The organism is SAR86 cluster bacterium, assembly GCA_023703575.1.
GTDB lineage: Bacteria > Pseudomonadota > Gammaproteobacteria > Magnimaribacterales > Magnimaribacteraceae > Magnimaribacter.
Genome location: CP097969.1, coordinates 691549 through 712223 on the forward strand (window position 1 = coordinate 691549; position 20675 = coordinate 712223).

21 protein-coding genes are annotated in these 20675 nt (G+C 35.7%); 10 read left to right on the top strand and 11 right to left on the bottom strand.

Going from position 1 to position 20675, the window contains the following annotated elements:
- Window positions 1-27 precede the first annotated feature (27 nt).
- Window positions 28-891 (bottom strand): fumarylacetoacetate hydrolase family protein, encoded by an 864-nt coding sequence (locus M9C83_03550; protein ID URQ67281.1) that lies wholly within the window; start codon window positions 889-891, stop codon window positions 28-30.
- 77 nt (window positions 892-968) lie between these two features.
- Here M9C83_03550 and M9C83_03555 point away from each other — a divergent pair, with 77 nt between their 5' ends.
- A complete protein-coding gene (locus M9C83_03555; protein URQ67282.1) occupies window positions 969-1850 on the top strand; it encodes an alpha/beta hydrolase in 882 nt (293 codons plus the stop codon).
- On the opposite strand, the gene M9C83_03560 is transcribed toward M9C83_03555, so the two are convergent.
- The 6 genes from M9C83_03560 to M9C83_03585 are packed head-to-tail and all read right to left on the bottom strand — an operon-like array spanning window position 1847 to window position 8264.
- Window positions 1847-2710: a haloalkane dehalogenase gene (locus tag M9C83_03560; protein URQ67283.1), complete on the bottom strand. Its 864-nt coding sequence runs from the start codon at window positions 2708-2710 to the stop codon at window positions 1847-1849. The two genes, M9C83_03555 and M9C83_03560, sit on opposite strands and share 4 nt — an antisense overlap.
- Before the next feature lie 5 nt (window positions 2711-2715).
- Window positions 2716-4161, bottom strand: a complete 1446-nt coding sequence (locus tag M9C83_03565; GenBank protein URQ67284.1) for an amidase — start codon at window positions 4159-4161, stop codon at window positions 2716-2718.
- Between the two features lie 2 nt (window positions 4162-4163).
- On the bottom strand, window positions 4164-4946 hold the full coding sequence (locus M9C83_03570; GenBank protein ID URQ67285.1) for an SDR family oxidoreductase: 783 nt from the start codon (window positions 4944-4946) through the stop codon (window positions 4164-4166).
- Entirely contained in the window at window positions 4946-6664 is a 1719-nt protein-coding gene (locus M9C83_03575) for an acyl--CoA ligase (GenBank protein ID URQ67286.1), read from the bottom strand. Before M9C83_03575 ends, M9C83_03570 begins: the two co-directional genes overlap by 1 nt.
- Before the next feature lie 4 nt (window positions 6665-6668).
- Window positions 6669-7487 (bottom strand): enoyl-CoA hydratase, encoded by an 819-nt coding sequence (locus M9C83_03580; protein ID URQ67287.1) that lies wholly within the window; start codon window positions 7485-7487, stop codon window positions 6669-6671.
- A gap of 12 nt (window positions 7488-7499) precedes the next feature.
- Window positions 7500-8264 carry an SDR family oxidoreductase gene (locus M9C83_03585; protein ID URQ67288.1) on the bottom strand — a complete coding sequence of 255 codons (765 nt, stop codon included), beginning with the start codon at window positions 8262-8264 and terminating at the stop codon, window positions 7500-7502.
- Between the two features lie 91 nt (window positions 8265-8355).
- Here M9C83_03585 and M9C83_03590 point away from each other — a divergent pair, with 91 nt between their 5' ends.
- Window positions 8356-10578 (top strand): DUF3604 domain-containing protein, encoded by a 2223-nt coding sequence (locus M9C83_03590; protein ID URQ67289.1) that lies wholly within the window; start codon window positions 8356-8358, stop codon window positions 10576-10578.
- 12 nt (window positions 10579-10590) lie between these two features.
- Here the strand turns inward: M9C83_03590 and M9C83_03595 are convergent, their stop codons facing one another.
- Window positions 10591-11379, bottom strand: a complete 789-nt coding sequence (locus M9C83_03595) for an enoyl-CoA hydratase-related protein (GenBank protein ID URQ67290.1) — start codon at window positions 11377-11379, stop codon at window positions 10591-10593.
- A 79-nt stretch (window positions 11380-11458) separates the two neighbouring features.
- On the opposite strand from M9C83_03595, the gene M9C83_03600 reads away from it, so the two are divergent.
- Window positions 11459-12187 carry a gamma-glutamyl-gamma-aminobutyrate hydrolase family protein gene (locus tag M9C83_03600; GenBank protein URQ67291.1) on the top strand — a complete coding sequence of 243 codons (729 nt, stop codon included), beginning with the start codon at window positions 11459-11461 and terminating at the stop codon, window positions 12185-12187.
- Here the strand turns inward: M9C83_03600 and M9C83_03605 are convergent.
- Window positions 12174-12977, bottom strand: a complete 804-nt coding sequence (locus M9C83_03605; protein ID URQ67292.1) for a TauD/TfdA family dioxygenase — start codon at window positions 12975-12977, stop codon at window positions 12174-12176. The two genes, M9C83_03600 and M9C83_03605, sit on opposite strands and share 14 nt — an antisense overlap.
- 42 nt (window positions 12978-13019) lie before the next feature.
- On the opposite strand from M9C83_03605, the gene M9C83_03610 reads away from it, so the two are divergent.
- The 7 genes from M9C83_03610 to M9C83_03640 all read left to right on the top strand — a co-directional run bounded on the left by M9C83_03610 (window position 13020) and on the right by M9C83_03640 (window position 18919).
- Entirely contained in the window at window positions 13020-13487 is a 468-nt protein-coding gene (locus M9C83_03610) for a histidine phosphatase family protein (protein ID URQ67293.1), read from the top strand.
- A 75-nt stretch (window positions 13488-13562) separates the two neighbouring features.
- Window positions 13563-14018 carry a hypothetical protein gene (locus tag M9C83_03615; GenBank protein URQ67294.1) on the top strand — a complete coding sequence of 152 codons (456 nt, stop codon included), beginning with the start codon at window positions 13563-13565 and terminating at the stop codon, window positions 14016-14018.
- 147 nt (window positions 14019-14165) lie between these two features.
- The gene (locus M9C83_03620; GenBank protein URQ67295.1) at window positions 14166-14963 is read left to right on the top strand and encodes a UDP-2,3-diacylglucosamine diphosphatase; all 798 of its coding nucleotides are present in this window, start codon (window positions 14166-14168) and stop codon (window positions 14961-14963) included.
- Window positions 14960-15961, top strand: a complete 1002-nt coding sequence (locus M9C83_03625; protein URQ67296.1) for a glycosyltransferase family 1 protein — start codon at window positions 14960-14962, stop codon at window positions 15959-15961. The genes M9C83_03620 and M9C83_03625 overlap by 4 nt, the downstream gene beginning before the upstream one ends.
- 50 nt (window positions 15962-16011) lie before the next feature.
- Window positions 16012-16431, top strand: coding sequence for an adenylyltransferase/cytidyltransferase family protein (locus M9C83_03630; GenBank protein URQ67297.1), 420 nt, complete (start codon window positions 16012-16014; stop codon window positions 16429-16431).
- Window positions 16432-16491: 60 nt separating this feature from the next.
- A complete protein-coding gene (locus tag M9C83_03635; GenBank protein URQ67298.1) occupies window positions 16492-17178 on the top strand; it encodes a response regulator transcription factor in 687 nt (228 codons plus the stop codon).
- Between the two features lie 7 nt (window positions 17179-17185).
- Window positions 17186-18919, top strand: coding sequence for an ATP-binding protein (locus M9C83_03640; protein URQ67299.1), 1734 nt, complete (start codon window positions 17186-17188; stop codon window positions 18917-18919).
- On the opposite strand, the gene M9C83_03645 is transcribed toward M9C83_03640, so the two are convergent.
- Window positions 18911-19801 carry a hypothetical protein gene (locus tag M9C83_03645; protein ID URQ67300.1) on the bottom strand — a complete coding sequence of 297 codons (891 nt, stop codon included), beginning with the start codon at window positions 19799-19801 and terminating at the stop codon, window positions 18911-18913. The two genes, M9C83_03640 and M9C83_03645, sit on opposite strands and share 9 nt — an antisense overlap.
- Window positions 19798-20637: a polyphosphate kinase gene (locus tag M9C83_03650; GenBank protein URQ67301.1), complete on the bottom strand. Its 840-nt coding sequence runs from the start codon at window positions 20635-20637 to the stop codon at window positions 19798-19800. The genes M9C83_03645 and M9C83_03650 overlap by 4 nt, the downstream gene beginning before the upstream one ends.
- Window positions 20638-20675 lie beyond the last annotated feature (38 nt).

Below are 20675 nucleotides of genomic sequence, written 5' to 3' on the forward strand. Positions count from 1 at the left end.
TATTTATTCTATCTAAGCAAGCTTGTCTTACTCAACCCCTGAATGATTTGTAATTCTTTTGCATACATTTTCTAATGAACCAAGACCTTCAATACTTGTCGTTAGAACATCGCCTTCTTTTAGGAATTTACCTTCCATTACACCAACACCCCCAGGTGTTCCTGTAAAAATAATATCGCCAACATTCAGAGTTACTATCTCAGATAGATATTTAATAATTGAAGGAATATCGAATATAAGATCATTCGTGTTGTCATTTTGCCTTATTTCATCATTGACCTTACATTTTATATTGAGGTTTTCCTTATTTTCCAAAGCATCTAACGAAACAAGGTAAGGACCCATGGGTCCGAAAGTATCAAACGATTTGCCTAGATTAAATTGAGGTGGTTTGGCAGCAAATTGCACGACTCGATCTGAGATATCTTGACCTATACATAATCCAGCAACATGATCCCAGGCATCATCTACACTTATATCCTTTCCAGACTTACCAATGACAGCTACTAATTCAGCTTCATAATCAACATGATCACTTCTCATTTCAATCTCTGCATGTGGCCCAACTAGGCAACTAGTATGCTTTGTAAATATCATGGGCACACTAGGTATTTCCATCCCAGCCTCTTCGGCATGATTTCTATAATTTAAACCTACTGCATAACAATTTTTTGGTGAAGAAATAGGAGCATCTATCTTAGCTTCTTCTAATAAACCAGTAGGCGTTTTTTCATCTAAAGTACCATTCAATTCATGCAGTTCGTCCAAACGATTCAAGGCATTAAGTGTATCTTCATCGAAAGTATTATTTGATATTACTTTCAGATCATAATAATGTTCACCTTTTACAAGGGCTGCTTTGCCAGATATGTTGGCTAATTTAAATGCCATGAGATCTCCTATCTTTTAATAAATTGATTATAGGCATTTCTTAATATTTTATAAGCTTTATATACCGATAAAAATTGATGGAAAGGAAAACTTTTACAAATAAAGAAGGTGAAGACTTCTCTTACTTGGTTCATCAATCTGAGAGCAATAGTAAGAATTTTGTTTTCTTTCACGCAACAGGTTTTAACTCGGAAACTTATAAGATTCTTTTCGACAAACTGTTATCTCATTATGACAACGAAATAAATATTTATGCTTTAGACCAGAGAGGGCATGGATTATCTGCTGCAAAATCGAATCCCGATGAGTTAAAGACCTGGGATGTTTTTGTCCGTGATGGCGAGGAATTTATTGAGAATATAAGCGGATCTGTGATCCTATCGGGACATTCTATGGGATCTATCATTGCCGCAAAGATAGCTTCTTTAAACCCAAGCAAAGTCTCACATTTATTTATGATAGAGCCAGTTTTATATGGGCCAATGGAGTCTTTAAAATTTAGATTAAAGACACTGCTTCGTATCAATCGAGAGTTGGCTATAGCTGGTGGTGCTGCAAAAAGAAGAAGAAACTTTTCTTCGATTGATGAGGCAGTCACTTCTTATACTGGAAGAGGCGCTTTTACCACTTGGTTACAAGAATGGATAGAAAATTATTTAAAGGGCGGAACTCAAAAAACTGATTCAGGTATTGAATTATCATGCTCTCCTAGTTGGGAAGCAGCAACCTTTAGATCATCCTCTATGGATAGTTGGAGATACCTCAAAAAAATAAAAATGAATGTTAAGGTAGTCTATGGAAATATTGGATCGACTTTTTCATCTCAAGCAAGAAACGCATTATTTAAAATCGGTCCAAATTGGGAATCTAATTATTATAAAGAAGCTACCCATTTTCTCCCCATGGAATATACCGACTCAATTATCAAAGATTTGGAATCTTACTTGGAAAATAATTAAAGACTCTCTACGAAATTTCTCAAAGCAGCGCCTATTTCTTCCGAAGAATCTTCCTGTATGAAGTGATTTCCTTTCACAGTAATCTCTGTCTGATTGTTCCAACTTCTAGCGAATTCTCTCTGATCACCAATTAGAATTGATCCCGGATCAGCATTGATAAACAATTTAGGTATATCCGATTCTTTATGAAATTCAGCATTAAGTCTCACTTCTTCAACAACCTCGCTAGGTTCCCCATCCAAAGGAATTTGTCGTGGCCAGGTAAGAGTAGGGCGTCTGTCTTCTCCTGGATTAATAAAAGGCTTTATGTACTCAGATTTTTCTTCTTCTGTGTAGCCAGTCGAAGAATCTGCTAGTAGTATTCTTTCAACAAAAAAGTTCTTTTCAAGCACAAGTTCTTCTCCAGCCTCTGACCTAAATAATCCGAAAATTTTAGTAGCAGGATCGGGCCATTGATCCCAAGTTAGTGGCATAACGATAGCTTCCATATATGTTATGGACTTAATTCTATCTTTGTTTTCTCTAGCAAATTGGAAACCCATTGCCGAACCCCAATCATGAATAATTAGATGGATATTATTTCCTAAATCTAGCTCATCCATGAGAGCTGTTAAATAACTATACTGACCATGATACTTATAGCCAGGATTATCTACTCCTTCAAGTTTATCTGAATCACCCATACCAATTAAATCTGGGATGACTATTCTTCCAATGTCTTCTACATGGGGTGCAATATTTCTCCAAAGAAAAGATGATGTTGGATTGCCGTGTAGAAATAAAAAAGTATCTCCACTGCCTTCATCAATGAAAGCCATTTTACTGTTCTTTATATCTTTATATTTTTTTGTATATTTCATATTTGTTAATCTAAATTAGGAACCACAAAGGTCTTGAATTCTTCTTCGTAGAGTTCCGCAAATTTAATTGTTGTCTTGTCTTCGTAAGCTCCACCAATGACCTGTAGTCCAATTGGCATACCATCACTTGATAGACCTGTTGGAAAGACTGTACTTGGTAAATGAGCATTTACCGCAAGACCCGGCCAGAAGATCTGTTGAAAATATCTTTGTTCTTGATTATCTACCATGACAGTTCTCTCCGAAATCTTTTTGTGATCATGCTCAATAGCAGTTGTGGCAAGCTGGGGACAAATCAAAACATCCCATTCTTCAAAAAACTTTGACCAAGATATTTTAATTTGTTCTCTAGCATAGTTCTGTCTTAACCAATTTCTATGAGATAACACAGTTCCTTTGGCTAAGATTGCGTCTACTGACAGATCATTTTTATCTAAACTAGAAGCCAATTCTTCTATTTTTTGATATTCATCTTCAGGTAAACCACTTTGCATGACGGATTGTAAAAGTAATTGATAATTGATTTCTGCTTTCATGAAGTCATGTTCAGGTTTTGCTGCAAAAGATACTGTTGTTCCAACAGAATTCAATTTATTGCCAACTTCCTCACACCTTTGTGCTATTTCCTTTGAAACTGGAGCCAATTCATCATTACTCCAAATAGCCACTTTAAAATCTTTAAGAGAAGTTTTTTTACTTTCTGCTAGATTGAGCTGCCATCCTTTAGATCTTCTTTCCATAGGACCTGCCATTACATCTAAAGCTATTTCTAAGTCTTTTGCACTTCTAGCTAAAGGACCACAGACCGATAGATCAGGTTCAGGAACATTAGGAATTAATTCATGACCTGATGAAGGTATGATACCGTGACTCGGCTTATGTCCAAAAACTCCGCAATAGTGCGCAGGATTTCTTATAGAACCTCCGATATCGGATCCAGCCTCCAAAGAACAAAACCCAGCTGCAATTGCTGCAGCACTTCCTCCTGATGAACCTCCTGGAGTCCTTTTCAGATCCCAAGGATTCCCTGTAATTCCATAAATATCGTTATAGCTTTGAAAGTCAGCCAAATTCATAGGAACATTTGTTTTTCCTAAGAAATGAGCTCCAGCTTTTTTTAATCTTTTAACGGTCAATCCATCTTCTTTGGCTATATTTCCTTTGTAGTCTGGTATTCCCCAAGTAGTGCATTGACCTTGTATATTGTAAGACTCTTTTATGGTCATCGGTATGCCATGTAGTGGACCCAAAGAATTTTTCTTCGAAATTGTATCATCTGCTTTTTTAGCAGCTTCTAGAGCATCTTCAAAAGTTCTTACTACAACGGCGTTTATCTTGCCATCGTATTTCTCTATTCTGTCTATGAAATGTTGGGTGAGCTCTAGTGAACTTATCTCTTTATTTTTTATTTTGTCAGCCAATTCATAGGCAGGTAAGTGATGAATATCCAAAACTAACTGTCTCCTGGTTTCCAGTCTTCAAATCTTTCTTGAAGTCTTTGCATGCCAGTTATCCAGCGATCTCTATCATTTCCTTTTCTAGATACATATTCCAAAACCTCTGCATGAGGAGTCACAAGAAATCTTTCATTTTCAATGGCATCAAGTACATCGGCAGCTGCCTCATCTGCTTCAATCATCCCATCAACTCCTGCTACGCCAGCACCTTGAGCTGTCATAGCTGTTCTTACAGCTTGAGGACAAAGACATGAGACACCAATTCCTTTACTTCCATAAGTAATTTTTATCCACTCAGCAAAACTTACCGCAGCTGCTTTAGTTACAGAATATCCTGCAGAACCTATCTGAGTGAGTAAACCTGCAGCCGATGAAGTATTCATTAAATAACCTTCGCCTCTCTCTAACATTTGAGGCAGAACATGCTTGGCTGCAAAGATATGAGATTGTACATTTACTTCCCAGATATTTTGCCAATCGCTAGTCTCTACTTCAAAAAATCCATGTACTCCACCAATGCCTGCATTAGAACAAAAAATATCTATTCCACCTGAATATTCATTTGCTTTATCTATTACATTGATAATGTCTGCTTCTTTTCCAACATTAGCTTGGACCGCTAAGCCATTGATATCATTGGCAGTTTCAGTAGCACCCTCCATATTCATATCAACACAAACAATTGATTTTGCGCCAGCTTTATTAAATGCTTCACATAAGGCTTTACCTATTCCACTAGCAGCCCCTGTGACTACAATTCTTTTATCTTGTATTTGCATTAATCTAGCCCCAATTCTTTAATAGCATCTTCTCGCATTTGTTTTTTTGCAATTTTTCCAGCTGCTACTTTTGGTAATTCTTCAGCTTGAAACCACGTGTATTCAGGAATTTTAAATTTAGCTATTTTTGCTGCTAAAAACGAAGAAAGATCTTCCTCTGAAAGTTCAGCTCCAGGATTTAGAGATATTCTCGTGGCAAGTTTTTCACCTAATCTTTCATCTGGAACACCAAAGACTGATGCTTCTCTAACAGAGGGATGTTCATAAATTGCTGCTTCTATCTCTAAACAAGCTATGTTTTCTCCACCTCTGATGACGATGTCTTTGATTCTATCTTTGATGTACAGGAATCCATCTTCATCAATAATACCCACATCACCACTTCTGAACCAACCTTCACTATCTAACACTTCATTAGTTGCATCTTCGTTCTTAAGATAACATCTGAAATTACATGTCGATTTAATTGCAACTTCTCCAAGCTCATTGGGTCCCAACTCATTACCTTCTTCATCCATGATTTTTATGAGATTTAAGAAAGGAGTAGGGTAACCAGCAGTACTTGGTCGTTCATACAAAGTTGTTCCACTTGCATTCGTCGCATGTGCATTAGTCTCTGTAAGGCCATAGCCTACGGTTGCAATTTTATCAGGATGTTCTTTTTCTTGAGCTTTAATTTGCTCAGGAGGTCTTGCTGCACCGCCAGAACCTAATCCTTTTAGACTGGAGATGTCTATCTCTGGATTGTCTTTATGTGCTTGTAGAACCTCAGCGGACATCGTAGGTACGCCAGTCATATCAGTTACTTTATGTTTTTCAATGAGACGTAAAGCTTCTACTGCATCCCATTTATACATAAAAACGATTTTTCTTGCCGTAACTAAAGACAATAAAAAGACAGCGTGAGAACCTGTTACATGGAATAAGGGTACCGCAGCAATTGTGCAAGGATTTTCGCCTGAAATTGGAGAAGGCAAAGGTTCTCCATCAACTTCAATTTGCGTGGCTAGTTGACCCATGAGTGCCCAGGTAATTGGGGCAGAAACTACTGCTCTATGAGTAGAAACAACCCCTTTTGGATATCCTGTACTACCGGACGTATACATAATGCTTGCATCATCCTCAGGATCAATTTCAACCTCTGGAAAAGCTTCCATTGATGTTACAACTTCATCGAAAGCAGCTGTATTGGTAAATTTACTCGCATCACATCGCACGGCTATACGGGGCATTTCTTCTACATAACCTTCTAATCTCTGAAGTCTTTCTTCATCAGCTATGAATATTGATGATTCACTATGAGTTAAACCATAATCAAGTTCCTCACCTTGCCACCATGAGTTTAAGGGAACCGCTATAGCTCCGATTGAAGTAACAGCGATATAGCTGTATATCCATTCCGGATAATTTCTCATTGAAAAAGCAACCTTATCTCCTTTTTGTATACCGTACTTGTCCATAAGGGTGTGAGCGAGTCCGGCAGAAGTATTAAGAACCTCTTGATAACTATATGTTTCATCTTCATATGCCAAAAAATCCCACTCCCCGTGTATAAGAGGAAATTGAAAATAGTCTCTTAATGTTTGAGGTAAATTGGCAAAAACATGGTATTTATTACCTCTTATGGTCTCTTCTTTAAGTTCGAACAATCCTTCCTTTGTAAATTCTTTGGTTAAACTTTCTCGACCTTCTTTTTTTAAAAATTCCTTAATATCCATAATTTTATTTCCCCGTAAATTTTGCCTCTCTTTTTTCTACAAAATGTGAAACGCCTTCTTTGAAATCTTCAGATTTAAAACTATCAAGCATTGCTTGCATTGAACTGTCTAGATTCTCTTTAATTGTTTCTCCTTGAGCGTTATAAATTTGTTGCTTCATAATTCGAAGGGATCGAGGTGAAACATTTTTGGCTAGATCAGCCGCATAATTGAAAACTTCGCTATCGAATTGGTCCTCCGAAAAGGTTTTATTCACTATGCCCATTTGTTCAGCCTCTTCAGCAGTAAACTTTCTTGATGAAAACAAAATATCATTTGCTCTAGCAATACCCACTAATCTAGGAAGAATCCATCCAACACCCCATTCGGCTATAAGTCCTCTCTTAGAGAATGCACTGGAAAAAACGGCACCTTCTTTAGCAAATCTAATGTCTGCATATAGAGCCATAATGAAACCTACTCCCGCAGCAGGTCCATTAATGGCCGCGATAATTGGCTTTGGAACTGTTGGAAAATAACTAAATCCTCCATCAAAGCCCTTTACTTCATTGGCAGCATATTCTCTCTCTTCAGCTTCGACCTGAGAGGCTTGTGTCTCACCTTGACTTGTTGCTGCAAGTCCATCCATATCTGCTCCTGCACAAAAACCTCTTCCTGCACCGGTGACAATAATCACTTTTACATCAGAATCTTTTGCAGCGTCATCTAATTTCTCTCTTAATCCTGCTCTAATCTCATCATTCACAGCATTGAGTCTTTCAGGTCTGTTTAAAGTAACTGTCGCTACACCATCTTTAACTTCATAAAGAACTGCATTATTCATATTATTCTCCTTTTAGGCTGTCGATCCGCCATCTATAACAAGGGTGTGACCATTAACAAATGTTCCAGCATCTGATGCTAGAAAAACAGCTGCTCCTCCTATTTCATCTGGTTCACCAATCCTTCTGAGAGGGCAAGTTGCAGTTGATTGCTTTAGAATTTCTGGATTTTCCCAGAGTGCTCTAGCAAAGTCTGTTTTAAATAATCCTGGAGCTATGGCATTAGTTCTGACATTTTGTGGACCAAATTCAGCAGCAAGATTTTTAACTAACATGATGTCTGCTGCTTTTGAAATATTGTAAGTTCCTATGACTGTACTAGATTTTAGTCCACCGATAGAAGATACAATTATTATGCTTCCATCCTTTCTCTCAGTCATCTCGGGTATGACCATCTGACATAGCAAATGATTACTTTTAATATTGTTGTTCATTACTTTATCAAAAGCATCTTCTGGAATATCCATCATCGAACCAAAAAAAGGATTAGAGGCTGCGTTACAAACTAAGATATCAATCTTCCCAAGTTGCAGTCTCGTTTCATCAACAAGCATCTGTAATGCGGCTTTGTCTGATATGTTACAAGGTATAACTATTGCTCCACCTTCAGAATCTGAACAAGCTTCATTAATTTCGTCAGCAACAGCCTGACAGGCATCTGCTTTTCTACTTGATACGACAACTTTGGCACCGTGCAGTGCCATCTGCATAGCAATTGATTTACCTATTCCTTTAGATGAACCAGTAATAATTGCTGTTTTTCCTGTTAAATCAAACATAACTCTCCCTATTTAAGAAGGGAATACTTTAGAATTAATTGGTAAAAATTACTATAGATAAATTAATCATTTCGTTTGATAGAATACTTCAATGATAAGAAAAGCTATTTACTTCGTTTTATTTCTCTTTCTTATATTTGCATTTTTTGTATACCTAATTTCAGAAGGTCTTCTTGGCACCTATGAAACGAATAGACCAATTAACACTACTCCTCAATCACCAGAATTCCTAATTGAAAAGACTCAAAATCAATTGGAAGCCAAAGGTGATCTAAATATTAGTAATGGAAAGGTTATCTTGTTTGGTGATTTACATGTTCATACAACCTATTCGTCTGATGCTTTTCTTTTAAGTCTTCCCATGCTGTCGGGTGAGGGCTCTATGCCTCCATCTGACGCATGCGATTTTGCAAGGTTTTGCTCTAGCTTAGATTTCTATGCGAATACAGATCATGCTGAAGATTTAACTCATATAGACTGGCAGGAAACTAAAGATGCAGTTCGGCAATGTAATTTAATTTCTGGCGACAATGAATCTCCAGACACCATAGCTTTTTTAGGATGGGAATGGTCACAAAATGAAGGCTTTGGTATACCACATTATGGACATCGAAATGTTATTTTGAAGAGTCTTTTTGATGATGAGATTCCTGCTAGACCAATAGCATCAACCTCTGGTGGTTTTATGGATATGCCCCAGTCGGTAAGATTGGGACTATCAGGCATGCGGTCCTTAGATACCAGAATACATGACCTAATGAGATTTATAAAAGATGGTCAAACGATACCATGTCCCAGTGATGTTCCAGTCAGAGACTTACCTCTGAATTGTAAGGAATATGCAGAAGATCCTGGCATCCTATTTGATAAGCTAAATGATTGGGGACATGAAGTCATCGTCATTCCCCATGGCACATCTTGGGGAACGTATACACCTGATGAATCGGATTGGAAAGATCAATTAAATGACGACTTTCATGACCCAAATTTACAAAATCTTATTGAAATTTATTCTGGTCATGGAAATACAGAAGAGTATAGGTCATGGAGAAGCGTAATTTTTGATAATGATGGAAATGTTTCTTGCCCAGATCCAACAAAGAGTTTTACTCCAGGTTGCTGGCAAGCTGGACAAATAATAAAAGAGAGATGTGAGGCAGAAGGGGAATCCACTCGAATATGTAAAAAACGTTCGGAAGAAGCGAAGTTAAATTATGCTCTGGAGAGCTTTGCAGGTCAGTCTGTCATAGTAGGAGAAGATCCTTCTGAATGGTTGGATTCAAATCAATGCCAAGATTGTTTTCTGCCACCTTTTAGTCATAAACCTAAAGGTTCAGTTCAATACTTGTTGGCATTACAAAATTTTAATAAAGACGACCGAGTAAGTAAGTTTAGGTTTGGTTTGGTTGCCTCTGGAGATAATCATAATGCTAGACCTGGAACTGGATACAAAGAAATAAATCGACGAGAAATGACGGAAGCCGCTGGTCCTGCTGATCCAACTGGTTACCTTTTAGGTTTCAGAGAAGGTGATGGTCCCTATGGAGAGTCAGTTAGAAGAAATTGGACTAGACAAACTCTTCCACCTGGACCAATAGAGATGGAGAGAACTTCATCTTTTTTTTATACCGGTGGCTTAGTTGCAACCCACTCTCAAGACAAATCTAGAGAATCAATATGGAACTCACTTAAAACAAAAGAAGTTTATGCGACGAGCGGAACACGAATTTTACTGTGGTTTGATTTATTGAATTCTAGTGAGGGTATCATTCCTATGGGCTCCGAAACAAAAATGAAAACTAATCCAAGATTTATCGTTAGAGCAGCTGGATCATTCAAACAAAAACCAGGTTGTCCAGAATATGCAATTAGTTCGCTCGGCAAAGAGAGGATCAATGATCTGTGTAGAAACGAATGCTACAACCCTTCAGATCAAAGAAAGAAGATAGATCGAATAGAAGTTGTAAGGATTCTTTCTCAATTAAATGAAAATGAAGAGGTATCAGACCTTATTCAAGATCCATGGAAAGTTCACAAATGTAATGATAGCGAAGCTTGCGAATTTACATTTGTCGATAATGAGTTTGATCGGTCAGAAAGAGATGCTGTTTATTATGTAAAAGCTATTGAAGAAACTTCTAAAATTATCAATGCCGGTAATCTTAGATGCGAATACGATGAGTTTGGCAACTGCAAATCTGTGAATATTTGCAGTGGTAGTTCAATGCTTACCCCATATGAGGATGACTGTCTCTTTGAAGAACAAGAGAGAGCTTGGTCCTCACCGATATTCGTTGATTATAAAAAATATTGATGAGGATTAAACTTACTTACCTTTCCAGTTGGGAGCACGTTTTTCAGCAAATGCTACCGGACCCTCGATAAAATCTTCGCTCGTGAATAAATCGTGTACAGCAGTATATTGTCCTTTCATCGAGTTCTCCAAATTTGCTTCATTTAAGCTTTCATAAGCAACTTGTTTTGTGGCTCTAATAGACATTGGTGAACAGGCTTCTATTTGTTTTGCCCAGTCTCTGGCTCTATCCATCAAATCAGCCTGAGACTCAACAACTTCATTTACGATACCAAGCTCCTTTGCTTCCGCAGCTTCTACATGTCTACCGGTAAGCATCATTCCCATAGCATTTTTCATTCCTATCTGTCTGGGTAATCTTTGCATGCCACCAGCTAGAGCAGCTAATCCAACTTTTGGTTCCGGTAGAGCAAACCTTGCATTAGAAGAAGCAATAATGAGATCACATGCAAGAGCAATTTCCATTCCTCCTCCCATAGCGACACCATTTACTGCTGCAATAATTGGTTTGTTCAAATTAAAACGACTGGTTAGACCGGCAAAACCAGTTTCTGGCATTCCAGACCTATCTCCACCAGAGGCTTGATACTTCAAGTCATTACCTGCAGAAAATGCTCTATCACCGGCACCTGTAATAATACCCACCCAAAGATCTTCATCGTTTGTAAATTCACTCCAAACCTCATCGAACTCTCTATGAGAAGGAGGATGTAATGAATTCATTACATCAGGTCTATTTATAGTGACTTCTAGAATATGTCCGTTTACTTCCGTTGTAAGAAATTCGTAATCAGTTTTCATAATATCTCCCTTAAGTTTTTGATAAAGAATATCAGGCATTGAATGATCAGTCATGTTTTATAAGTTAAGATTCACACTAGTGAGTGAATTAACAATAGGTATACTTTTGACAGATCATGTTTTAGAGGATCTTCAAGTTAAACATGGAGATCAAAATGACTTTTATAACAAAATCTTCACTGAAGCAGACCCAAATATAAGACTTAAGATTTATGACGTAACTGAAGATGTATATCCTCAGGATATGCATGAGTGCGATGGATATTTGATAACGGGCTCTAAGTTGAGCGTTTATGATGATGTTAAATGGATTAGAGACCTAGAAAGTTTTATTTGTCTCCTCAATGATAAGAAGAAACCTTTACTGGGCGTTTGCTTTGGTCATCAACTCATAGCAAAAGCTCTCGGTGGAGAAGTTAAGAAGGCTGAAGTAGGGTGGGTACTAGGACTTCAAGAATATACATTTCATAATCATTTTCCTTGGCTTGAAAATCCCAATAAAGATATAAAGCTTATCCACTCGCATCAAGATCAAGTTATAAATCTTCCTATGGGAACGACTTTAGTAGCCTCTAATGACTCTGTTCCTTATGCGATGTATTTTATAGGCGATCATATAATGTCTATACAAGGACATCCTGAATTCACAAATGAGTATGCTTATGATGTCGTTTGTAAAAGAAGAGAAATTCTAGGAGAAAAAAGTTTTCAATCTGCTGAAAAGAGTTTATTGAATGAACAATCCAATTATCTTGAAGTGACTCATTGGTGGATCGATTTCTTTAGATATCAGTTCAAGACTCAATAGTAATTCTCTCCATTCTTCTGAGTTGAGGCCAATAATCATTAACGGGTTTATGTAGTACAGATCTGTTGTCCCAAAAAGCTATAGAGTTATTTTCCCATGAAAATCTACATTGATACTTCTCTTGATGAATGTGATCAAACAAGAAATTTAAAATTGAACCATCAGCATCATCTCCTTCTATGTGCGAAGTGAAGAGTCTATTAACGTAAATTACCTTTCGTCCAGTAACAGGATGTTGTTTGATTACAGGATGGGAAACGGGTGGATTTTCTTTAAGTGCATCAGCTAATCTTTCACGGCCACCTTCTTCTTCAAGACTTTCTTTAAAACCAAATTCAAAGCTATGAATAGCATTCATCTCTTCAAGCCTTTCCTTCCATTCTTGCGAAAGATCATCATAGGCTTTTGATAAGCTTGAGAACATAGTATCACCTCCAGATTCAGGAATAATTCTTCCAATCAAGATACTTCCCAAAGGAGGATTTTTTTTAAACGTCATATCAGTATGCCATTCCTCAATTTTGGAAGGATTTTCTTCATCATTTTCAAGGATGGTAATTTCTGGAAAACCTTCTACTGTTGGGTATGCTGGATGCGTCTGTAAGTTTCCAAAAAAAGAAGCAAATCTCTTATGATCTCTTGGACTTATGTTTTGATTTCTGAAGAAAAGAACTTCATTTTCAGCTAAACAAGAAAGTAATCCAATTGATGTTTTTTCAGAAATATTAGATAGATTAATATCTTCTATGTAAGCACCCAGTGCCTCGTCTTTTTTAATTACATTTAACATAATTTAGGTTAGGTTATCAGAAACAGGCAATAATTTATAAATATGAACCTTGTTTTAACAAGACACGCTAAATCTAGTTGGGATAATTTGAATCTTACTGATCATGACCGCCCTTTGAGTAGAAGGGGAAGGGAAGATGCAAAGCTTATAGCTAAATATCTGGCTACTTATGAATATACTTATAAAACTATATTGTGTAGCACATCAAAAAGAACCTCTGAGACGCTAGAGATTTTCTTAAACTATATCCATAAAGTAGATCAAATTAATTACCTATCTAACTTATATCATGCTTCAGCAGAGACTATAAGAAAGGAAATTACTACTTTAGACACAGATGGAACATATATGCTTTTAGGGCATAACCCTGGTATAGAAGACTTCTTAAGTAATCTCCATAAAGATATTTCTTTGAAAGTCCCAACGTGCTCAGTAGCTTTATTGTCTAACCAAAATAATTCCCTACAGTTAAATAAATTAATTACTCCAAAGGAATTAAAGTCACAATAAGACCCTTTACATCGTCACACAAATGTCATATAAAAGACACATATGTGACATTTATGTGACATAAAAGGAGTAAACATGAAATTAATCATCAAAATAATTAGTTTAAGTCTAATAATGATTTCTTCTTATACATATTCGGAGTCCAATCACGGATCTCTTTTCGCATTTGCAGAAAATATGCTAGAAATCGAAGGAACTGCTCCTAATATAATATTTTCAAGCAATGATGAGATAGGAGAATTATGCTCAAATGAAATGATTGCTTGCTTTAGGTCTGATAAACCTTCAAACATATATATTCAAGCAGGACTTCAAGTAGACTTAATTAATGCTACATTAGTTGGTCTTATGTCTGATTATTTACAATTTAATGCAAATAAAAATATAGATTATTTAAAGAGTTGTAATGCTCAAGTAAACTATCTTTTAAGCTCATTTAAGGTAAATAAAGCCAAGATCTATAAAGCTACTGCTTGCGGAAGGAAAACTATTTCACATAAAGAGATGGAAATTCTTTTAGCATCAAAATAAATTTCTTGGGGAGAAAAAAGAGGGACTTAGTCCCTCTTTTTTTTCAAATTAGAAACTTAACTTTCACATGTTTGTAAACGTGTAAGTTTAAGATTTACACAATATATTGTTTTAAAAGTTCTTAAAACCACAATATGTTGTAGATTTATGAAAATTTTAGATAAACAAGCTACTCATTATAAAACCATTTGGCTCAGCGATATACACCTAGGAACAAAAGGTTGCCAAGCTGAAAAACTATTAGATTTCCTGTACGAATATTCTTGCGATAAACTTTATTTGGTAGGGGACATAATTGATGGATGGAGATTAAGCCAAAATTTTTACTGGCCTCAATCTCACTCCAATATTGTAAGAAGATTGCTTTCCTTTTCAAAACAAGGAACAGAGATCTTTTTTATTACTGGAAATCATGATGAATTTCTTAGATCCTTCTCTCCTCTAAATTTAGGAAACATAAAAATACTTGATGAAGATGTGCATAGTACTGAAGACGGTCGAGAAATCCTCATTATTCACGGTGATGAATATGATGTCGTAACAAAATATAGCAGATGGCTTGCGGTTTTAGGATCTATTGGTTATGAACTTCTCATGACTTTCAATCGCTTGTGGAATGCACTTAGAAAAATATTAGGCTATAAAAATTATTGGTCCCTCTCTGCCTTTGTTAAACACAAAGTCAAATCAGCGGTTAATTTTATAAGCGATTTTGAAGAGACACTTGCAATAGCTTGCAAGAAGAAAGGATACCAGGGGGTGATCGCAGGTCACATTCACCATGCAGAAATAAGAAAAATTCAAGGAATAGATTATATGAATTGTGGTGATTGGGTCGAGTCCTGCACAGCACTAGTTGAAAACGAGAATGGTATCATTGAAATAATTCAATATGGAGAATCAACAAATAAAAATATTCTTGATATAGCTAATAAGGTTGCATGAAGATTGTAATTGTTACAGATGCATGGTTTCCACAAGTAAATGGCGTTGTAACAACACTAGATTGTCTTAAAAAGGAATTGGAAAAGAAAAGTTACCGAGTAGATATTATCCATCCAAGTCTATTTAAAACTTCTTCATTTTCTGTTTATCCTGAAATTTCATTAGCAATGAACCCTTGGAAAGTAAAAAACTACCTATCCGAAGATATGGACTATTTACATATTGCAACGGAAGGTCCTTTAGGTTTATTTGCAAGAAATTTTGCAATTCAAAATAATATTCAATTTACTACGGCTATACATACCAAATTTCCTGAATACCTAAAGAAAATTCTTTTAATTCCATTGTCCTTAACTTATGGATATTTGAGATGGTTTCACGGAGAAGCACACAAAACACTAGTAAACACTAATTCTCAGATTGAAGAACTTTCTTCAATAGGATTTAAAAATTTAGCTAAGTGGAGTAGGGCGATTGATAGAAATATTTTTTATCCTAGAAAAAAGTCGTCTAACAATGGTTATTTACTATATGTTGGTAGAATCTCGAAAGAAAAAAATCTTGAAGATTTTTTAAATCTAGACACAAGTAATCAAAAAATCGTGGTTGGATCTGGCCCTATGCTAAATGAATATAAAAAGAAATATAGAACTGTAGAATTTGTTGGCCCTAAATTTGGAAACGAACTTGCGCAATATTATTCTGACGCCTCTGTTTTTGTTTTTCCATCCAAAACAGATACATATGGAATAGTTATGATTGAGGCATTGGCTTGTGGAACACCTGTAGCTGCCTATCCTGTAACAGGACCCAAGGATATCGTCATTAATGAGATTAATGGATACCTTCATCACGATCTGCTTACGGCTGTTTCATTTGCTGAGAATATAAATTCTAAATTTTGCGAAGAGTCAATCGAATCCTTGTCCTGGGGCAAAGTAGCAAACACTTTTTTAAGCACTTTGATTCCGATAAGGCGTAAGTTTATAACTACTTAAATTTTTTCATTTCATGCAAAGGGAAAGATTCGTTAAAATAGACATTAATTATGAATTCAAAGAAGGGGATAACTTTTGGTGCATTTGATTTATTTCATGCAGGTCACATTCTCATGCTTCAAGAAGCTAGAACCGTATGTGACTATTTGATTGTTTGTATACAAACCGATCCAAGCATTGACAGAAAATCTAAAAATGCTCCAGTTCAGTCAATAGTAGAAAGACAAATTCAGGTTACAGCTTGTAAATATGTTGATGAAGTTCTTATTTATGACACTGAATCAGATTTGCTAGAAATTCTAGACACTGTTGAATGGGATGTCAGAATCTTAGGTGATGAATACCAGGATAAAGACTTTACAGGTCGAGAAAAGTACCTTGAAAAATGCTATTTCAATAAGCGACCTCATACCTTTTCCAGTTCTGAATTGAGAAAAAGGGTAGCTGACAAGCAATCTAGTTCAGACTAAGTCACAAAGCTTTCATTTATAATTAACAGACCTGACACTTTGTGACATTATAATAGGTCTATGGCAAAACACATTTTAGTTGTAGAAGACGAACCTGATCTAAGAACAACCCTTGAATTTAATTTAAAATCTGAAGGATATAAAGTTAAATCTGCTGCGGATGGCGAAGCCGCAATTAAAGAAATTGGAAAAAAAGTACCTGATCTTGTGCTTCTTGATTTAATGCTACCTGATATGTCGGGACTTGAAATTTGTAAAAAAATTAGAAATGAGTCTTTTAGTGACCAAGTATCTATCATCATGTTGACTGCAAAGGGAGAAGAAGTAGATAGAGTTGTGGGATTTGAACTAGGTGCTGATGACTACGTAGTTAAACCTTTCAGTGTTAGAGAGCTTATGTTGCGAATTTCATCTATCCTAAAAAGAGGATCAGAGACAAATACTAATAAAGAACAAATTTCTATTGGTGATGTTGAAATTAATTTAGCGTCACATAGGGTTTTTATAAGTGGTCTCGAAATTGAACTTACTGCAAAAGAATTTGAATTACTTAAATATCTGGCGGAACGCAATGGAAGAATTCAAACAAGAGAAGTATTACTGGAACAAGTGTGGGATTATAACAATTCAGTAACTACCAGAACTGTGGATACTCATATCAAAAGACTTAGATCTAAAATCGGTGATGTGGGATCAAAAATAGAAACCGTCAGAGGTGTAGGTTACCGCTTTAATTACGTCGTATAATCTATGAATGGATATTAGATGGAGGATCTTCTGGTCTACTTTTTTGCTTACATCGATGACTGTTCTCAGTCTAGGATATTTACTCTTAGAAAGAACAGGTGATTATTTATTAGAACAATTAGACTCGGAGCTAACTTCTGAAGCAAAAGGTGCGATTTTTATACTCTCTAATCCAGATTATAAAATTTCCAGTTACCAAACACTTTCACGACAACTCTCAGATTCATATGGTTTTAGAGTTTCTCTCATTAAATCAAATGGAGAAGTGGTAGGCGATTCAGATGTCGAAGATGAAGACCTTAGGAAACTGGACAATCATTACAATAGACCTGAAATTCAGGCAGCTATTATTAATAATATTGGTAAAGCGACTCGTTACAGTAATACCTTAAAAACAGATATGAGGTATCTTGCTTTAGCATCAAATAAAGCAGGAGACATAAACTTTGTTAGATTCGCCGTTCCTTTATCAGAAATAGATGCCACATTACTTGTCCTGCAAAATTCTATATACGGTTTTTTATTTGTATCCCTATTAATTGCTGTGCTTTTAAGTTATTTATTGTCTAGATTTCTAACGCTTGAGTATATTGAATTGATATCAAGTGCTAGAAAATTAGCAAAAACAAGTGGCATGAAGGGGTCGAAAAGAGCTGCAGTAGAGCAAATAAGTTCTAATTTGATTGAAATCCAGGGAGCACTTAAGAACGAGTTTACTGCTATTGCCAATGAAAGAAACCAGTTTGGAAATGCACTTGAAGAAATGGGACAGGGTGTAATTTCGATTAATAAAAATGGAATAATAGAATTAACCAACCCAGCTGCCAGTAAACTGTTAGGTCTAGATAAGCTATCTATAGGAGATTCCTTTATGGAAAAGGTCTCAATATCTGGGTTACAAGACCTAATAAAGGAAACTACTTCTTCAGAACCCGGATTAGATGAGATAGAAATACACCATCCCTTTTATAGAGCTTTTATTGCAAGTGCCAGTTTCAATCCAGAAACGGAAGAGTCTTTACTCGTATTTTCAGATATTACTAGAATAAAAAAACTTGAATCTGCCAGAAGTGACTTTATAGGTAATGTCTCTCATGAACTTAGAACACCCATTTCGGTACTTTTAGCTTCTTCAGAGACTATTCTTAATACCGACATAAAAAAAGAAAAAGATCTAAAACAGTTTATTAAAGCTATACACCGAAATTCCGAAAGACTTAAAAATTTAGTTGATGATCTTCTGCACTTATCGCGTATAGAGGGTGGCAGTCTTAATATGACTATCGAGAAGATAAATCTTGATCACATAGTTGAATCAACTATATTAAATTTAGAACAAGAAGCACTAAAGAAAAGTATAAAAATTGAATCTCTGGTCGATAAAAGGATTGAAGTACTATCGGACTTTATTTCCTTGGATATTATCATCTCTAACTATTTAAATAATGCACTTGCTTATTCTCCAAATAATTCAAAAATCTTAATTACTGCAGAAGAGGTAGATAAAAAGATAAAGTTATCTGTTAAGGATGAGGGAGAGGGAATACCTGAAAATTATAAAGATAGAGTTTTTGAAAGATTTTTTAGAGTTGATAAAGGGAGGTCTCTGAACCAGGGTGGTACTGGGCTTGGGTTATCCATAGTCAAAAATTTAGCTTCAACTCTTTCTTGTACAGTTGGGGTAGAAAATCTTGAGCCAAAAGGAGCAAGTTTTTGGATAGAGTTAAATAAATCAACTTAAGTTTTCGTTAAGATATTCAAAGGCCAAGGCATCACAAATTCCCCAATCTATAGCGAAAAGCTTATTTATATTTGAGTGCTCTAAAATATAAGAAAAAATATCTGAAGCGGGTACAATTACATCTGCTCTATCTTCCGCAAGACTATATTTATTTATTCGATCAACAATTGGCATTTTAGATAAATTTTTTCTGATTTCTTCAAATTCCTTAAGTTCTAAAGGACTATATTTTTGTATTTCAAGAATCTTAAAAATTCTCCTTATATTGCCACCGATACCCACTAAAGCGTCTGCATTATTTTCTTTAACTACATTCAAAAAGGATTTTAACTTTTCCCATTCTTTTATGCTGTCTTTACCCTTCATAATTCTCACAGCACCAAGATCAAATGATTCATAAAACTCTTCGGAGCTATTGCGCATATAAATTTCTGTACTGCCTCCTCCAACATCAACATAGATAGGGTGATTCAGGTTTTCAATTTTTCTTGTATTGGCACCTTTAAGGTAATAGGCCTCTTGTTTACCGCTTAATATATTAACAGGTGTCTGACAGGCTTCTTCAATCTTGCTACATACTTCATTTCCATTTACCGCATTCCTAGTAGCCGATGTTGCGCATATTCCAGCCCACTCTATTTTCCTTTTTCGAACTTTATTAGTAAGATTTTTAAGTTCTTGAATAAGTCTTTCTTCTGATTCTTCTGAGATCCTATTTGTTTCAAATACATCTTGTCCAAGCCTAAGATCAATTCTTTTAAAGGTATCTAACTCTAATGGGAAGAGATTCTTCGAGGTCCTAATCCTAAATTGCTTGAACTTAATTGCATTTGATCCAATATCAACGGCAGCAATTCGTTGGAAAATTTTCTTTGATTTCAACTGGATTGATTTTGTATAAGTTTTTGTAACATTTTAAACTGCTGATATGTGAGCCCAGAAAACTCAACACCTTTATATTCTAGTTTGTGGTTATTTATGCCTGCATCCCATGTTTTGGGTTTGCTAAGTTTTTTTCCTTCGTAGTCAATCTCATTTAAGAGATACCTTAAGGCTGTTAAGCGAGCGACCATTTTATTATTTGCATTAATCACTATCCAAGGACTTTGCTCATAAGATGTGTTTGAGAACATTTGTTCTTTAAAAAAAGAAAAAATCTCCCATTTATCTGCCATTCTTAAATCATTAGTACTTAGTTTCCAGAGTTTCAAAGGGTCAGTTTGTCTTTCGTTGAACCGTTTGCTTTGTTGTCTTTTTTCAATGGACAAATAGAACTTGATCAAAATAAGGTTGTCTTCAATATATGATTTTTCCCATCTTATGACTTTGTTCATAAAATGAGTGTATTGCCTTTTAGAGCAATAACCCATAGTTATCTCGACCGTGGCTCTTGTGTACCAAGATCTATCAAAAAAAACTATTTCGCCTTTTTTAGGCATATGTTTTTCATAACGTTTAAACCATTTTTTTGATTCATTTTCAGTTGGTATTCCTAAATGCACATACCTAAAATGATCAGGAATCAGATGTTTGGCTAATAGATTGATTGTGTCAGTTTTCCCAGCGGCGTCCCTACCTTCAAAAACAACGGCTATTTTTTTCCCTTCTTTAATTGCCCAATTTTGAAGCTTAAGAAACTCAATTTGTAGACTTCTTTTTTCTTTTCTATAAAGGTCGGGATTGAGTCTGTTGTATTCGGAAACGTCGTAGTTGATCATAATAAAATTGTGTGAATATTAAAGTAGGGTATGTAATA

Excerpts from the sequence above, each read along its gene's own strand:
- M9C83_03550 (URQ67281.1), bottom strand. The coding sequence starts at position 891 with ATGGCATTTAAATTAGCCAACATATCTGGCAAAGCAGCCCTTGTAAAA.
- M9C83_03555 (URQ67282.1), top strand. The coding sequence starts at position 969 with ATGGAAAGGAAAACTTTTACAAATAAAGAAGGTGAAGACTTCTCTTAC.
- M9C83_03560 (URQ67283.1), bottom strand. The coding sequence starts at position 2,710 with ATGAAATATACAAAAAAATATAAAGATATAAAGAACAGTAAAATGGCT.
- M9C83_03570 (URQ67285.1), bottom strand. The coding sequence starts at position 4,946 with ATGCAAATACAAGATAAAAGAATTGTAGTCACAGGGGCTGCTAGTGGA.
- M9C83_03575 (URQ67286.1), bottom strand. The coding sequence starts at position 6,664 with ATGGATATTAAGGAATTTTTAAAAAAAGAAGGTCGAGAAAGTTTAACC.
- M9C83_03580 (URQ67287.1), bottom strand. The coding sequence starts at position 7,487 with ATGAATAATGCAGTTCTTTATGAAGTTAAAGATGGTGTAGCGACAGTT.
- M9C83_03585 (URQ67288.1), bottom strand. The coding sequence starts at position 8,264 with ATGTTTGATTTAACAGGAAAAACAGCAATTATTACTGGTTCATCTAAA.
- M9C83_03590 (URQ67289.1), top strand. The coding sequence starts at position 8,356 with ATGATAAGAAAAGCTATTTACTTCGTTTTATTTCTCTTTCTTATATTT.
- M9C83_03595 (URQ67290.1), bottom strand. The coding sequence starts at position 11,379 with ATGAAAACTGATTACGAATTTCTTACAACGGAAGTAAACGGACATATT.
- M9C83_03605 (URQ67292.1), bottom strand. The coding sequence starts at position 12,977 with ATGTTAAATGTAATTAAAAAAGACGAGGCACTGGGTGCTTACATAGAA.
- M9C83_03610 (URQ67293.1), top strand. The coding sequence starts at position 13,020 with ATGAACCTTGTTTTAACAAGACACGCTAAATCTAGTTGGGATAATTTG.
- M9C83_03615 (URQ67294.1), top strand. The coding sequence starts at position 13,563 with ATGAAATTAATCATCAAAATAATTAGTTTAAGTCTAATAATGATTTCT.
- M9C83_03620 (URQ67295.1), top strand. The coding sequence starts at position 14,166 with ATGAAAATTTTAGATAAACAAGCTACTCATTATAAAACCATTTGGCTC.
- M9C83_03625 (URQ67296.1), top strand. The coding sequence starts at position 14,960 with ATGAAGATTGTAATTGTTACAGATGCATGGTTTCCACAAGTAAATGGC.
- M9C83_03630 (URQ67297.1), top strand. The coding sequence starts at position 16,012 with ATGAATTCAAAGAAGGGGATAACTTTTGGTGCATTTGATTTATTTCAT.
- M9C83_03635 (URQ67298.1), top strand. The coding sequence starts at position 16,492 with ATGGCAAAACACATTTTAGTTGTAGAAGACGAACCTGATCTAAGAACA.
- M9C83_03640 (URQ67299.1), top strand. The coding sequence starts at position 17,186 with ATGGATATTAGATGGAGGATCTTCTGGTCTACTTTTTTGCTTACATCG.
- M9C83_03650 (URQ67301.1), bottom strand. The coding sequence starts at position 20,637 with ATGATCAACTACGACGTTTCCGAATACAACAGACTCAATCCCGACCTT.